This window comes from Pseudomonas sp. Marseille-QA0332, from assembly GCF_054950175.1.
In genome coordinates, this window is sequence record NZ_CM143106.1 from 1694117 (window position 1) to 1709060 (window position 14944).

Here is a 14944-nt window from a genome sequence, read left to right on the forward strand (position 1 = left end):
CACGCCTTCGAGCAGTGGGGGTTGGCCGGTCTCCTGGACGATCTGCCAGGCGGTCTGCCGCAGCGGAAAACCCTCGTCACCGGGTACGTCGGCAAGGGCGATGTCGAAGAAACGCTCCTTCGACGGACGCTCTTCGCTGGGCGACCTGACGTTGGCCTGGGCCGGCGCGGGCGGCGCGCCGGTATCGGCCGAGGGCGGCGCCACCGGCAGCGTCGGCGTCTGCAGCGCGAGCCCGCTCACCACTCCCGGCGAGCCGCCACTATTGAACAGGATCTGCTCGCCCACCACCGTCACCCCGCCAGGGTCGAGCTTGATGAAGCTGCCGCCGACGCTGAGCGTCAGCTCCAGGTCGGCTTCGATCAGCAGCCGCTCGCCGGCCTTGATGTGGATCTCCCGGCCAGCCTCCACCCGCTGCGAACCGCCAACCTTCACGTGCTGGTTGCCGTCCACGATCAGGTGGTCGCTGGCCTGCAGCGCGGTCTTGCGATCGCCTACGGTGGTGCGGTGTTCTTCGCCCTGACACAGGCTGTAGCTGTTGTCGTGCACCGTGTCATGGCGCTGGTGCCCGACGTGCAGCTTCTGGTCGTGACCGATGTGCGCGTCCCAGTCGCGCTGGGCGTGCACGTAGATCTGCTCCGCGCCGCGCCTGTCCTCGATGCGCAGCTCGTTGCAGCCCTGGCCGCCGGGGCTGCTGGCGCTCTTGAACACACTGCGGGTCTTGTGCTCGGGCAGCTCGTAGGGCACCCGGTTCTCGGCGTGGTACAGGCAGCCGCTGACCAGCGGCTGGTCGGGGTCGCCCTCGAAGAAGCTCACCAGCACCTCCATGCCCACCCGCGGCACGGCCAGCCCGCCGTAGCGCACACCAGCCCAGCTCGAGGCCACGCGCAGCCAGCAGCTGCTGGTCTCGTCGCCCGCGCCCTCGCGATCCCAGAAGAACTGCACCTTGACCCGGCCGTACTTGTCGCAGTAGATCTCCTCGCCGGGCGGGCCGGTGACCACCGCGCTCTGGCTGCCGAGCACCTGCGGCTTGGGATGGCGCAGCGGCGGACGGTAGAACACGTTCCAGGGCGTGGCCAGGAAACGGTTGCGGTAGCCCTGGCGCGGCGCTTCGTCGGCGGTCTGGTCGAGCTGGCCGGTGGCGCCCGGCATCGCCTCCTCCAGCACCTGCGGCTGGTAGCCTTCGTGTTGCACCTCGGTGAGCAGCCAGAGGTCGTTCCACTCGACGCGCGGGTGCCCGGCCAGCTCGAAGAAGTGCCCGCTGGCCAGCTGCGGCGCGTCGCTGCGGCCGCTGGCCAAGTGCTGGTCGGCGCGGTGGCGCTCGAGGGCGCGGCGGCTGAGCAGGCGGCCCCGGCGGCGGTCGCCGAAGCGGCCCGGGTAGGCGTAGTCCTCCAGGTCCGGCTCCGGGTAGCAGAGTACCTCCTCGGGCGGCGGGTCGGGCTGGCAGCTCGCCTCGAGCGTCAGGCGCGGGCGCTCGAAATCGTGGTCGCGGCGGCTGACGCGGCGGGTGCGGGTCTGCAGGCGCACGCCGAAGTGACGGATCGCCGGCGTGTCGGCGGCCAGGCCGGTGTCCTGCACATAGGCCAGCGATCGGCCGAGCCGGGGAAAGAACACCTGGTCGTCGCCGAACACCAGCAGGTGGCCGTCGCGGCTGTGCTCGAAGTGGTAGTGCAGGCCCTCTTCCTCGCACAGGCGCTGGACGAAGTGCAGGTCGCTCTCGCGGTACTGCACGCAGTATTCGCGCACCGGGCAGGGCGTGCCGAGGGCGAAGCGGAAGGCGTCGGCCTGGATGCCGTGCTCCTGGAGGATGCGGGTGATGATCTGCGGCACGCTCTGCTGCTGGAAGATGCGCAGGTTATGGCGGTGCGCCAGGTAGGCCAGGCGCGGCACCAGGACTAGCTGGTAGCGGTGCAGGCGCCGGCCGGGGTCGCCCTGGGCGGCTTGCTGGACCTGGCCGTGCAGGCCATGCCCGGCCGGGTCGAACGCGAGGAACGCGGTGCGGTGCAGCAGGCTGTGCAGGTCCAGGTCGGGGCGCTCGCTGACCAGCTCCAGCTCGAAGCGATAAGGTTGGCTGATGGCCTCGCGGCCCTTGAACGACAGGACCTGGAAGTCGGCCTCGGGGTGGTCCAGGGTCAGGCTGAAGTGGGTGTGGTTGCTGGGGTTGAACATTTAGCTTATTCCTGTCTGAAGATTTGCTTGGCCCTGGCCGAGCCATCGACGCCACGCCGGAGCACCGGCTGTCGCCACGACTTCGTGCAGTTCGCCGGCACTGATTCGCCGCTGCGCGGGCTCCAGAGCGAGCGCCTGGAGCAGCGCGCCCCAGGCTCTGGCGGGCAGGTGCGCCGGCCGTTGCAGGCGCTGATTGGCGGGCGCTTCGCGGAGCAGTCGCGCATCGGCGCCGAATGGCCGCTGGCCGCTGACCAGTTCGTAGATCAGGCAGGCGGCAGCGAAGACGTCTGTGGCGGGCGACAAGGCCGCGCCATCACGCAGCTCCGGAGCGGCGTAGGCTGGGGTCCAGGCATGGATCCGGTCGCGGCTCAGCCGAGCCAGGCCACTGAGCGCTCCGCCCAGCGCCTGGCCCAGGCCGAAGTCGAACAGCTGCGGGCCATGTTCGGTGAGCATCAGGTTGCTGGGCTTGATATCGCCATGGAGTACGCCGCGGTCATGGGCAAACGCCAGCGCCTCGAGCAGCGGCAGCACGATACCGCGCAGCTCGTCCCATGCCAGACCCTGGGGCCGTTCGCAGAGCACGCGATCAAGAGGCTTGCCGCGTAACAGCTGCATGCTGAAGAACGCTCGCTGGCAACCGCCATCGACCTCGAAGCCATGCACCCTGACGACATTGGGGTGCGGCAAATGAGAGGCCAGGGCGAATTCGCTGTACAACAGTGCGCTTGCACCTGGGCACTCGGCTACGTCATCGCGCAGCAGCTTGATCGCGCAATAAGGATCAGGTTCACCGAACCGCTCGCTGAGCAGGTCACGTGCGCGGTAGACCAGCCCCATGCCTCCCGCGCCGAGCAACCCCTCGAGCTTGTAGCGATCATTGAGAATCGGCGGCAGCACGCCGGGCAGTCGCGCCCCGGTGATCGTCAGAGCGACGTCCCCGCGCTCGACGTCCGGGGCAGACCCGTTCGCTGAGGCATTGTCACTGTGCAACATGGACCGGGGCGCGTTCACTGGCGAATCACCACGCCGGTGAGGTTGTCGGGCGCCTTGCCCAGTAGCGTCCTGCCAAACAGATAGTCCAGCGCTCGGCTTGGCTGCGCCTGGTCCAGCGCCTTGCCGAACGTCTCGTCGCTCTGGTCATGGTATAGACCGTCACTGCACAGCAGAAAGGTGTCGCTGGGCATCACTCGGAATTCGAGCACGTCCAGGCGCAGCACCTGGGGGCTGCCCAAGGCGCGCGTCAGCGCATGCCCCCCAGGCCGCTGCCGAGCCTGTTCGGTGGCGAACTTGCGTTCATCGATCCAGCGCTGGCGCAGCGAGTGATCGCGGGTCAGCTGGAACAGACGTCTGTCGCGCCAGAGGTAACAGCGGCTATCGCCGGCCCAGATACAGGCCGCGCGTCGCTCATGGATCAATAAAGCGACCACGGTGCTGCCCATGATCGGGGCAGCACGGCCGCTAACGACCGTCAGGGCATCGCCCAAGCGCCGATCGACCCAGTGCAGGCACTGACGCACCTCGCGCACCTGCTCGTCGAAGCCACCTGCCAAACTCAATCCAGCCAACGCCTCGACCACCATCAGGCTGGCCAGGTCGCCGGCCTGATGGCCACCCATGCCGTCGGCTACCGCCCACAAGCCACGCTCGGGACGTTCGAGGTAGGCGTCTTCGTTGCGCGTACGCACCTTGCCCAAGGCAGTGCGTCCGGCGCTTCGCCAATGACTGTCGGCCACCATCACAGCGACACCGGCATGCGCAGGTTGCGTACCGCGGCGAGGTCGAACGGATTCGGCGAACGTTGGGTCAGCACCAGATAGTTGGCTCGCATGCCGCCGACGTTGCCCTTGATCATCAGGACATCGCGACCGCTCTGGTACTCGGTCTGCATCAGGTCGAACAGGCGGAACAGCGACCATGGCCCCTCGTTCTTCTCCAGCGCCATCGTCTTGCCTCCGAGCGTCTCCAGCGACAGGCTGGCTCGGTCATCGTCAGCCTCGGTCGGCCACTTGAAGGCCATTGGCACGATCGGCCCATGACGGTAGACCATGTGTTGCTTGCCCAGGCGGAACTCGGCGCGGCCTACCGTCGAATCGAGGGTGTGGGGCTCGAGCCTGAACTGCACCTGCGGCGTGCTGGGGTCGTCGACGAAGAAGCCACGCTGGATGGTCCGCACGTGCCGCATCTGTTCGAGAAAGCCCTGGGACACCGGCAAGCTGCGGCCGTCGACGGTACGCAGACGGTAATTGCCCGGCTCGCCGATGACGAACGGCTTGAGGTAGGTTTCGAAGAAGCGGTCCACCAGCCCTTGGGCCTTGAAGAACTCACGGAAGTCGCTCAGCGCCACTTCGCTGCTGCTGTGAGCGTGGAATGGGTAACGCTCGCCGATGGCCTTGACATAGAAGCTGTAGAGCTGGGTCTCGTAGTGCTGGTTGATGTACTCGTAACTGTTGTCCAGCAGCAACATCCAGCTGTCATCGGCCAAGGTCGAGAACCAGCCGCCGACAGGGCGTGGCAGACGCATGGCTGCGTCGCGCAGGTTGCTCAACGGATCGCGCCGGTTACCTGCCATGCGCCCCTTGGCCAGTTCATAGGCCGCGTGCTGGGGTTGGCTGGAGCGCGCCAGGTCGGTCAGTTGCGCCTGCAAGTCGTCGAGCGTCTGGAACATCGCGGCAAGATCAGCGCCTGGACCGTTGTCGTCATCGAGCAGTCGGTGCAGCGGCTCGAAGCGCCGTTCCAAGGCCTTGCGCGCAGTATCGGCACCACGTCTGGCCAGGGTCCGCCCGGCGGCGCTGGCGACCGCGGCGGCCTTGCCCGGCTCGCCACCCTGCTCCTCGATGGACGCCGTGGCACGGCTGTCGCCTGCCAACGCGGCGAAACGAGTGTTCTCGCGAATCTGCGCAAGCATGGCCAGCAACGGCGAGTTGGTCGCGCCAAGGCTGGCCAACTGGCGGGCGCCTTGCTGGGCATTGGTGAAGGGATCCAGCGCCACCTGGCCGACCGCCTCGCCCCAGTAGCTGATGTAGTCGTTGAAATATAGCTGTTCGAGTTCGACGAGCAATCGGCGCATGTCCATGGCACTCAGGCTGCTGCCCTCTCCCAGCACCCAGTTGTCACGCAGGATGTCCCGCACCAGCCCTGCGCCTTGCACCATGAAATAGCGTTGGTAGCCGCGCTGGGTATAGAAGCCGGGGATGGTGTAGTCGGTACCGACGAACACCCCACCCTGGGGCCCCAGATGCTGGCTCAGGCGGTACTCTGGCAGGCTGCGGGCTTTGTCGCGGAGCACTCGATAGACCACCGTGGCCAGCGATTCCCGACGCAGCACCTGGCGCGCCTGGGCCACCAGTGCGTCGTCGAGTGAATAAGCGAAGCGCAAGTCGAGCAGACGTTGGAGATGACCGGTCAGGTCGTTTTGCAATTGGGCATTGCCTGGGTAACGCTGCGCCCATTGCTCGGCCATCCATTGCTCGAGCAACTGCCGGTCACGCCGCTCGGGCATGTTCAGCATCAGATAGGTGCGCAAGCTGGCTAGCAGGCGTTCGCGGCTGCCCATGTCGCTTCGGATCTGTGCTTCCAGGGCCTGGGCCACGCGTGGCAGCAGCAAATCGACGAGTTCGCGCTGATAAGCCTGGAGCAGCACCGGATTGCTTGCCGTCCCCTGGTATAGTCCGCCGCGCTCGACGTAGCGTGCCTGCGCCGTTGGTGCAAACACCTGGGTGGCAGCGTAACGGCTGTCCAGTGCAGGCAGGATTGCCCTGGCATCGTCACGGGCAGTCAGTGCGGCACGTTCTACGGCTTGCCGGTCTGCCAGTTCCTTGAGGGTCTCCAGGTTTCGGTCATTGGCTGCGAAGCTGCCGGCCCAGACCAGGCCGAACAGGCCGAGGCAGCCCAAGGCCCCAATGCAAAGCGCTCGCTGGGCCCAGCTGATGCGCCTGGCCTCGCGCCGGTCGAGACTGGCCAATACTGCTTCGGGGAAGATGACCTTGCTCATCAGGTCGTGGATGAAGCGCGCGCGGCCACGGTGAGCCAATGGCAGCGATAGGTCCCGACCAGAGGCCGTGGCATCCGCGTCGGTATGCGGCGCGCTGGTGAAGTAGAAGCCACGCAGGATGCTGGCACGCTGGTAGCGATTACCGGTGAACGCAGCCTCCACCAGGATGCCAAGGTTGTTGCCCAGCAGGCCCAGTTGCACTGGAAAGTCGAGAATCAGGCCGCGACGTTGTGCGTCGCGCTCCTGGTGCATGCGCATGATCACCTGGCCGCTCAGCTGCGACAGCAACGCTTCGAACTCACTGGTGAATACGTTCACGTCGGTGCCGTTCTGCTCCTTGGAGAAGCTGGCTCCGAGAACCTGCTCGCTTTCCTCGCGAGAGAGCTGATCGAAGAACGCCTCGAACCCCACTACCTTGTCGCTCTTGGTCACGACGAGGTAGACCGGGACGTCGACACGCAGTTGCTGGCGGATCTCCTGCAGGCGGTTGCGCAGAAGGCGTCCCAACGCCATCATCGCTTCGCGATCGCCGTCGAGCAGCTGCGTCGCCGGGACGGTGACCAGCACGCCATTGAGCGGGCGGGCGCGACGGCGAGCACGCAGCAACCGCAGCAATGTGACCCAGCCAGCACCGTCGACGGATGCATCCTCCTGGGTCAGGAAGCGCCCGCTGGTGTCGACAAGCACGCCACTCTCGGCGAAATACCAATCGCAATGTTCGGTGCTGCGGGTATCGCGGCTGAGCTTGCGTTCGACCTGGTTGAGCGGGAACTCCAGACCTGAGAAGTCCAGCAGGCTGGTCTTGCCCGCACCTTGTGGGCCGATGACCAGGTACCAGGGCAAGTCGCTGCGCCAACGTTCATTACGTCCGTGGTACAGGCTCGAGCGCCCGAGAACCCGCATGGCATCCTTGAAGCGGTTGCGTAGCGTGCGCTCGGCGGCCTCGATGGCGACACGGCGTGCCAGCTCGGGCTGCTCGGCGTCGCCGTTTTCCACTCGACGCTGCTGCGTATTGGCGCGCCAGTTGGCATACACGACGAACAGCCCCCAGAGCAGGCATAGCAGGCTGATTGTCAGCAGCCGGTGGCTGGCAGCTTCCCAGATCTTGTGGTCGGCGATCGCCAGCAGCGGGCCGACGAACCACACCGACAGGGCGACGATCAGCACCAGCAGCAAGGTCCAGACCCAGGTCTTGGAGAGCAAACCCCGAGCCTTGCGAAAAAGTTCTTTCATTGCACGTTCCTGAAATTACGACGTGGTCTCGAGCACCACGGCAGGGTCGGGCTGGTAACGCTTGAGCACCGCTTCTCGTTTTTCCCCCAGCACATAGGCGAAACCGGAGAACATCACCAACAGGCAGATGCCGGTGAATGTCGCTATCAGCCACCAGGGCACCGTGCGCAGCACGCCCTGGCGGAAATCACCCAGGCCGGCCCAGCGTGGCGAAAGTTCGCGCGAGACATCGCCGCGCAACTGGCGGATCTGGCGATACAAGCCGTCACGGATAGCGTCCAGCTCGATGTGGCCGCGTGCTTGCACGCGAAACTTGCCTTCGAAACCCAGTGACAGGCAGATGTACATCAGCTCCAGCATCGGCAAATGCTTCATCGGGTTGCGCCCCATGTTTTCCAGGAGCTGGAAGAACTTCTCGCCACCGAAGGTCTCGTTGTGCAGGCTGCTTAGCAGGCTGATGGTCGACCACTCGCTTTCGTTGCCCCACGCCGTGGTCACTACCGCTTCGTCGGCCACCGTGCAAAGGACGTAGCGCGCGGCCATGACCTGGCCGTTATCCACGCCCACCTCCAGCGAACGGGCTTCGAAGTGGCGCAGGTGCTCCACCAGCCGGGTCTTGAGCACGCTGAGGCTGCGCTGCTCGGCACTCGACTTGATATCGACGATCGCCGAGAGCAAGGGCGCAGCAGCCGAGACCAGCGGATTGATGCCAATGTCGAAGGTGTCTGGCGCACTGGAGGCATGGATCATTCGCGCCTCCAGGTCTTCATAGCGCGGCGGGCGGGCAAAGTCCGTCAGCGGTTCCTGGACAGGACGCTCGCCGTGCTGGTTGACCAGGACGGTCCGGTCGTCCTGGCTATGGGAGCATGAGAAAATCGCCGACCTCGGCGCCACCGACCTTGCCATTGGCGCGAATGCGCTCAGCCAGGATTTCGCCGCGATTGTCCAGCAGGCTGATCACTTCCTTCAGGCACGACAGCAGGTAGGTTGATCGATGACTGTCGACGAAGCTCGGTACGAAGTCGCTGTCGAGCGTGATCGCGCTGTCGGGAGAACTGGTGCCGATCAGGCACACCTTCAGCTTGACGTACGTCTGGTCATTCTGCTGCTCGCCCAACAGCAGGTGGAAGTCGGGGCGCGCGCAACTGACCTGGCTGCTGAAGTCTTCGCCGGCATTGGAGTCGGATATCTCCATGTCGTACGCCGTATACCGGGCCAGCACGTCCTGCTGATCGAAGCGCCGGGCTTCGACATGCCCCCCGGTGACCAGAGGCAAGGCCAGGTAAACCGGCGTTGCGGTGATGTTCGGCGGCACGTCCACGGCCAAGGGTTCACCTGTGCTCTCGAGATTGAACAAGGTGCCATCGGGCAGCACGCCGGATGCGCGACTGACCACAAGCTTGCCCATGGCCAGAAACTGCAGATCGATATCCAGGTCGAGGAACCCCCAGGTATAGCGGCCCAGCAAGCGGGTGCGTGATTTCATCTGGTGATCGTAGTACCGATCGTTCTGCTGGAAATGTTGCGGGCGCAGCAGCATCCCTTCCTTCCAGATGACCTTGTGCATGTTCATGGACGGTCGGTCTCCCGGGGCAGGGAATCGGCAGCATCATCGATACCCGTCTCGTCCAGGGTCAGCGCGACGCGGGTCAGCTCCTGCGCGCGGACGCCGATCACGTAGCGCCACCGGGTATCGGAAAGATCGCGATAGGCGGCCAGCAAGCCAACGTAGCGACTGTCGGGGCCAACCGTGAGCTTCAGTTCTAGGTTCTGTCCGGGACGCAACTCCAGCTCCTCGCTGTTGACCAGGTCCGGGCCAAGCACCTCCTTGCCCCGTTCATAGAGACTGAAGAAATCGGTGCTCTCGAACGCTGCCGGGTGCTTGAGTTCATACAGCCGCAGTACCAGTGGCGAGGCCCGGCCGTTGATGTCGAGGTTGAGGTACTCGCTGCTCTGCAGGGTCAGCTGCAGCTTGGTCTGGCTCGAGTAGGGCGAAAGCGTTGAGCAGCCAACCAGCAACAACGCTCCCAACGCACCGATCGAGGTCTTGATGCATCTCATGCGGGTCATCCTTCTTGTTCGCAATGCAAGGTCGCTATCAGCCGCGCCTGCTCGTCATAAGCCTGGGCGAAGGCGCTGGCCAGGAGGCTTTCGGCGAACACATCGTCCTGGCACAGGCGCTGGTGATACCGCTGGAAAGCGCGCCAGCGACTACCGGGAGTCGCCAGTAGCGGTTTGTCGCAGTCCTGTTCGAAACGCAGTGCCAGCTTGGCGGGCGTGAAATGTTCAAGGGCAGCGCGCGCCATCGCCCGGCTACCTGCAAGCATTGCCACCTGGTGTGTCTGCAGGTCACGGTAGCCACAGGCCAAGGCCTGCTCGGCGGAAACTGCACGGGCGCCGTCCGGCCGCAACAGCAAGCGCAGTGTTTGCGCAGCGTCGCCGGTCCGCCTGAGCGGATCCTGGCCGGCAGGTTGGGTATCGGTGCAAGCCAGGCGCAGCTCACTCCTCACCTCGCTGCGCGTGTGCAGGCCCTGCAGCAAGCCGCCAATACTCTGCCTGAGCAAAACGGCGACCTCGACCGCCAGTGCCTCGCGTGCCGAAACGTCGAGTGCCTGCAGGTCGAACCCCAAGGCCTGACCGAAGCGCGTCCAGAACCGCGCCGAAACTTCATCGTGCGCCGAAGCCGGGGCCGCCACCGCCATGGGCGGATCAGCCGGTTCGGGTACCAGCTCGGGGACAATCAGATTCTCGGTGTCGATTCGTGCGTAATCACAGTGCTGCACCGGCTCGGGCCAGACAGTGGCCGGAAGGCACGATGCCTTGGTCGCCGGAGGTTCGGCCACGGCACGCAACGGATCGAGTTCCAGGAAAGCGTCATCAGGTATGAAGGCGCCGCCTGCCTGTGGCTTGCCGACCTGCGCCTCGGAACGTGTCGGCTCATGGATCAGGCGCGCATGGATTTCGAAATCGCAGAACCGAAAAACGCTTTCATGCTCGATGCGAAACGGCTCGCTCCTGGGCAGTTGCGCTCCACAACCGGTGAAAATGCCGTTGCGGCTCAGGTCGGTCAGGTAGAACGTTCCCCGATGGCTGGTGACTCTGGCGTGATATCCGGACAGATGCTTCTTGATGTCCGGGATCGTCCAGTCACAATCGACGGCCCGTCCGATGGTGCCGCCGGCCACACCGAATCGGCAGACCCGCGCATGGGGCGGGATCATTTGCCGGGTGTTCTTAATCTCGAGCACGAGTTCCATGTATAGATGCGCTCCTTACGGTCATCTGCCGCGGTTGATCGCCTGGGGTTCGCCCAAAGGCCGGAATTGGTCATCGCTGAATTTGTAGTTGCCGCTGCAGCCACCCAGGCCAAGCGACAGGGCCAGCAGCCAGGCCGCGGCCTGCCATGGACGTGTTGTCATCGGAAGGTCTCCATCGAGGGTCAGCAAATCGGGGTCATGCCTTGAACTCGCTCAAGTCGACGTTCAGACGGCCTAGCCGGTAGAGGAAGGTGCGTCGGGGCAGGCCGAGCTGGCGCGCAGTGGCCGTTTGGTTGCCCTTGTTTCCGCGCAGGCAGGCAAGCGTGTAGGCGCGCTCGGCTCGCTGGAGATAGTCACGCAAGGGCAGGCAGGGCCTCTCCTCTCCCGTCTCGGCCTGCGTGCCGAAGTGCTCTACTTGCAACTCGTCGCCTTCGCACATCAGCACGGCGCGTTCGACCATGCCCTTGAGTTCGCGCACGTTACCGGGAAAGACATGACCTGACAGATGCGCCAAGGCCATTTCGGACCAGCGCAGTGGCGGGCGCTCGAGGCGCGCGCATGCCTGGGTGGCGAAATGGCTAGCCAGCAATTGCACATCGTCACCGCGATCGCGCAGCGGCGGCAGCACGATGGGAAATTGCGCCAGGCGGTAGTAAAGGTCTTCCCGGAACGACCCTTGGGCGATCATCGATGGCAGGTCACGGTGCGTCGCGGCAATGATGCGAACGTCGACTTCAAGCGTGTCGTTACTGCCCAGAGGACGAACCTGACCGTCTTGCAACACACGCAGCAACTTGGCCTGGAGTCTTAATGGCATATCGCCTATTTCGTCGAGCAGCAAGGTTCCGCCATGGGCAGCCTGGAACAGCCCCTGGCGGTCGCGGTCGGCGCCAGTGAAAGCGCCCTTGCGATGACCGAACAGTTCGCTCTCGAGCAGGTCCTCGGGAAACGCCGCGCAGTTCTGCACCACGAACTTCTTCGAGCGACGTGGCCCGCACTCGTGCAGAGCACGAGCGACGACTTCCTTCCCGGTGCCGGTCTCGCCCTTGAGCAGTACCGTGTAGGTGGTATGCAGGACCTTGTCGATCAGTCGGCAGGCGCTGCGCATGGCTTCGCTGTTGCCGATCAGGCCATGATCGTTGGCACGGGATTCGATCTGTTTCGGTACCGCCCGCATCGTGGCGGCACCCTGCGCATGAAGCAACAAGCCCATCTGGCCAAGCACGAAGCGCCCGAGCTGTGCGAGCGAATCGGCGAACGGCCGCAGCGCCAGTGACCGCGGACTGGCACACACCAGCAGACCGCTCACCCTGCCTGCCGCTGTGCTCAACGGCACGCAGAGCAAGCTGCGCCAATCGCTGTCGAACGCGGGCAGAAAGCTGGTCGAATGGATGCCATCGGCCAGCGCATCCAGGTACAGCACACGGTCCTGGCACAAGCAGAACTGCAGCAGCTGATCGCCATGATAGTCGACCGCCATCGCGGCGGCCTCGCGCGCTTGCATGCTTCCATCCAGACACTCGGCACTCAGCTCCAGAGCAGTGTGCCCCAGGTCGAGCAGGTATACCTGTGCCAACTCACAGCCCGTCAACTCACACGCCTGGCGAGCGAACGCTTCTGTCAGCCTGCCCTGCTCCGACACTTGGGCCAGCGTGCCGAATGCCGCCAGCAACCGCTCGGCGTAGCGGATCGGTCGTGGCACCTGGGCCAGCATGCCGTGCGGGTCAGGCGAACTCACAGGCCACCCCGTCATCACCAGCCAGGGTCACGTGTACCTGGCGCAGTTGCTCCCCACTGGCCAGCGCGTCAAGCAATCGATCGGCGATGGTTGGCAGCAGCTCGGCATCGATCAGCCGATCGATCAGACGTGCCCCGCTCTCGTCATGGATGCATCGCTCGGCCAGGTGGACCACCAGCGTCGGGCAATGACTGAAGCCCAGCTGGCGACGCTGCAGACGCTCACCAAGGCGCAGCAGTTTTATCTGCACCACTTCCCGCAGTACCGGGCCAGCCACCGGGTAGTACGGCACCACACACATGCGTGCCAGCAATGCTGGCTTGAAATGTTCGCTCAGGGACGGGCGAATGGCCTCGCGCAGCGCGTCCACCGCAGGCTGCCGGCCGTCCCGGCAGAGGTCTGCGATGAGTTCGCTGGCCAGATTCGAGGTCATCAGGATCACGGTATTGCGAAAATCGATCTCGCGTCCTTCGCCATCATTGACCACGCCCTTGTCGAAGATCTGATAGAAGAGATTGAGCACGTCCCGGTCAGCTTTCTCCACCTCGTCGAGCAACACCACCGAGTAGGGCTTCTGGCGCACAGCCTCGGTAAGCATGCCGCCTTCGCCATAGCCGACATAACCGGGCGGTGCGCCAATCAGGCGCGACACCGTATGTCTCTCCTGGAATTCGGACATGTTGAGGGTAGTCAGGAAACGCTCGCCGCCATACAGCAGGTCGGCCAACGCCAAGGCAGTCTCGGTCTTGCCTACGCCACTCGGGCCGACCAGCAGCAACACCCCGACCGGCGCGTCGGGCCTGTTCAGCCCTGTCGCGGCGGCGCGCATGCACCGGTCGAGGGCGCGGACTGCCGGCTCCTGGCCGCGGATGCGCAGACGCAAGTCGTCGGCGAAAGCCACGACCCTGGTGTTGTGCTCGCGGGCCAGCTGGCTCAACGGCACACCGGTCCAGGCACTGATGACTTCGCAAACCAGCCGCGGGCAGACTTCGAAACTGACCAGCCGCTCGTGCTGCTGGGCCTTGGCCAAGGCGCTACAGGTTTCATGCAGTTCGTCTTGCCACTGCGCCAGCCTGTCGTCTGCCACGTTGCTGCCAGACAGGTGCTGACGCAGTTCGAGCAACCGTTGGGCAAGAGTCCGCTGCTCCTGCCATAACGCCTCGAGTGCCTGCTGCTCCCGTGCTGCCTGCTCCAGGCGGGCCTCGAGCGCGTGCAGCGCATCGACATCGACGGCCAGTCCTGCTTCGGCATCACGGCGCAGAGCCTGGACTTGACGTTCGCCTTCGGCACGCTCGCCGCGCAGGCGTTCGACGGTTCCGGGCGCCGTGGCCAAGCTGATGCGCACACGGGCACACGCGGTATCGAGCACATCCACAGCCTTGTCCGGCAGCTGCCGGCCTGCCAGGTAACGTGCCGACAGCTGAGCGGCGGCGACCACGGCGTCGTCGCGCAGATAGATGCCGTGGCTTTTCTCGTAGAGCGGTGCCAGGCCGCGCAGGATGGTCACCGCCTCGCTCACGGTAGGCTCGTGCACCTGTACGGGCTGAAAACGTCGAGCCAGGGCTGGGTCTTTTTCGAAATACTTCTTGTATTCGCTCCAGGTGGTAGCGGCGATGGTACGCAGTTCACCACGGGCCAGCGCTGGCTTGAGCAGGTTCGCCGCATCTGCGCCACCGGCCTGTGCTCCAGCGCCGATCAGGGTGTGGGCTTCGTCAATGAACATGATGATCGGACGAGGTGCGGCCCTGACCTCATCGATCAACCCTTTGAGGCGTCGCTCGAACTCGCCCTTGACGCTGGCGCCTGCCTGCAGCAGCCCCATGTCCAGCGCCACTACTTCGACGCCTGCAAGCGCCTCGGGCACTTCACCGGCAGCGATGCGCAAGGCCAGTCCTTCGACGATAGCGGTCTTGCCGACCCCAGGCTCGCCCACCACGATCGGATTGTTCTTGCGCCGTCGGGCCAGGATGTCGATCATCTGACGAATCGTGCCATCACGGCAGAGCACTGGATCCAGCTTGCCAGCACGGGCCTGCTCGGTCAGGTTGTGGGTGAAGCTGGCCAGCAGCGAGTCGCCGTTATTCGACGACGGGTGCGCCGCGTCGTGCGCATGGGACAGCGCATGGTCGTGTATACGTTGGCTGTCTAGCCTGGCCAGCAGCGGCTGGTAACGGCTGCCAGCGTAGCGCCACGGATTACCCAGCAAGGCGAGGATCAGAGCGGCCTGGTCGATCTGCTTGCGACCCAGTTCGAGGTTGGCGACCAGCAAGGCATCTTGCAGCCACTGAATAAGCTCCGCGGCGAACACCGGATTGCGCGAGCCACCCTGCCCGGGCACGGGCCGCAGCGCGGCGGTCAACTCACCGGCACACACCTTTGCGTCCCGCAGTGCCTTGCCCAGCAGGCCTTCGGGGCGCTCCAGCAATGCCAGCAACAAGTCTTCTACCAGAATCTTGCTGCCACCTCGGCTGACGCAACGCTGCGCGCAGTTTTCCAGGTCGCGACGGGTTTCGCAGTCAAGCGTCTTGATCAGTTGCTGCAGGTCTAGGTTGAGCATTT

9 protein-coding genes and 2 pseudogenes are annotated in these 14944 nt (G+C 64.8%); all 11 read right to left on the reverse strand.

Annotation, left to right across the window (positions count from 1 at the left end; genetic code table 11):
* Positions 1–147: 147 nt before the first annotated feature.
* Positions 148–2166: pseudogene (locus ACY8GK_RS07950) on the reverse strand (type VI secretion system Vgr family protein); the annotation flags it as partial.
* Positions 2167–3159 carry a serine/threonine-protein kinase gene (locus ACY8GK_RS07955; RefSeq protein ID WP_462402777.1) on the reverse strand — a complete coding sequence of 331 codons (993 nt, stop codon included), beginning with the start codon at positions 3157–3159 and terminating at the stop codon, positions 2167–2169.
* Positions 3160–3173: 14 nt separating this feature from the next.
* Positions 3174–3902: a PP2C family protein-serine/threonine phosphatase gene (locus ACY8GK_RS07960; protein WP_462402778.1), complete on the reverse strand. Its 729-nt coding sequence runs from the start codon at positions 3900–3902 to the stop codon at positions 3174–3176.
* A complete protein-coding gene (gene tssM / locus ACY8GK_RS07965) occupies positions 3902–7390 on the reverse strand; it encodes a type VI secretion system membrane subunit TssM (RefSeq protein ID WP_462402779.1) in 3489 nt (1162 codons plus the stop codon). Before tssM ends, ACY8GK_RS07960 begins: the two co-directional genes overlap by 1 nt.
* A 15-nt stretch (positions 7391–7405) precedes the next feature.
* Positions 7406–8296 (reverse strand): type IVB secretion system protein IcmH/DotU, encoded by an 891-nt coding sequence (icmH, locus tag ACY8GK_RS07970; protein ID WP_462402780.1) that lies wholly within the window; start codon positions 8294–8296, stop codon positions 7406–7408.
* Positions 8253–8963: pseudogene (gene tssK / locus ACY8GK_RS07975) on the reverse strand (type VI secretion system baseplate subunit TssK); the annotation flags it as partial. The pseudogene tssK and the gene icmH, both read right to left, overlap by 44 nt.
* Positions 8960–9451 carry a type VI secretion system lipoprotein TssJ gene (gene tssJ / locus ACY8GK_RS07980; RefSeq protein WP_462402781.1) on the reverse strand — a complete coding sequence of 164 codons (492 nt, stop codon included), beginning with the start codon at positions 9449–9451 and terminating at the stop codon, positions 8960–8962. The gene tssJ and the pseudogene tssK, both read right to left, overlap by 4 nt.
* Positions 9452–9456: 5 nt before the next feature.
* Positions 9457–10647: a type VI secretion system-associated FHA domain protein TagH gene (gene tagH, locus ACY8GK_RS07985; RefSeq protein ID WP_196180550.1), complete on the reverse strand. Its 1191-nt coding sequence runs from the start codon at positions 10645–10647 to the stop codon at positions 9457–9459.
* A 21-nt stretch (positions 10648–10668) separates the two neighbouring features.
* Positions 10669–10809 carry a type VI secretion protein gene (locus tag ACY8GK_RS07990; RefSeq protein WP_196180549.1) on the reverse strand — a complete coding sequence of 47 codons (141 nt, stop codon included), beginning with the start codon at positions 10807–10809 and terminating at the stop codon, positions 10669–10671.
* A 34-nt stretch (positions 10810–10843) separates the two neighbouring features.
* Positions 10844–12361: a sigma-54 interaction domain-containing protein gene (locus ACY8GK_RS07995; RefSeq protein ID WP_196180573.1), complete on the reverse strand. Its 1518-nt coding sequence runs from the start codon at positions 12359–12361 to the stop codon at positions 10844–10846.
* 10 nt (positions 12362–12371) lie between these two features.
* Positions 12372–14942: a type VI secretion system ATPase TssH gene (gene tssH / locus ACY8GK_RS08000; RefSeq protein WP_462402782.1), complete on the reverse strand. Its 2571-nt coding sequence runs from the start codon at positions 14940–14942 to the stop codon at positions 12372–12374.
* Positions 14943–14944: the final 2 nt, after the last annotated feature.

What these genes read in the sequence shown, in the direction of transcription:
- ACY8GK_RS07990 (WP_196180549.1), bottom strand. Translation starts at nt 10,809, where the DNA reads ATGACAACACGTCCATGGCAGGCCGCGGCCTGGCTGCTGGCCCTGTCG.
- icmH (WP_462402780.1), bottom strand. Translation starts at nt 8,296, where the DNA reads ATGGCAAGGTCGGTGGCGCCGAGGTCGGCGATTTTCTCATGCTCCCAT.
- tssJ (WP_462402781.1), bottom strand. Translation starts at nt 9,451, where the DNA reads ATGAGATGCATCAAGACCTCGATCGGTGCGTTGGGAGCGTTGTTGCTG.
- tssM (WP_462402779.1), bottom strand. Translation starts at nt 7,390, where the DNA reads ATGAAAGAACTTTTTCGCAAGGCTCGGGGTTTGCTCTCCAAGACCTGG.
- ACY8GK_RS07960 (WP_462402778.1), bottom strand. Translation starts at nt 3,902, where the DNA reads ATGGTGGCCGACAGTCATTGGCGAAGCGCCGGACGCACTGCCTTGGGC.
- ACY8GK_RS07995 (WP_196180573.1), bottom strand. Translation starts at nt 12,361, where the DNA reads ATGCTGGCCCAGGTGCCACGACCGATCCGCTACGCCGAGCGGTTGCTG.
- ACY8GK_RS07955 (WP_462402777.1), bottom strand. Translation starts at nt 3,159, where the DNA reads ATGTTGCACAGTGACAATGCCTCAGCGAACGGGTCTGCCCCGGACGTC.
- tagH (WP_196180550.1), bottom strand. Translation starts at nt 10,647, where the DNA reads ATGGAACTCGTGCTCGAGATTAAGAACACCCGGCAAATGATCCCGCCC.
- tssH (WP_462402782.1), bottom strand. Translation starts at nt 14,942, where the DNA reads ATGCTCAACCTAGACCTGCAGCAACTGATCAAGACGCTTGACTGCGAA.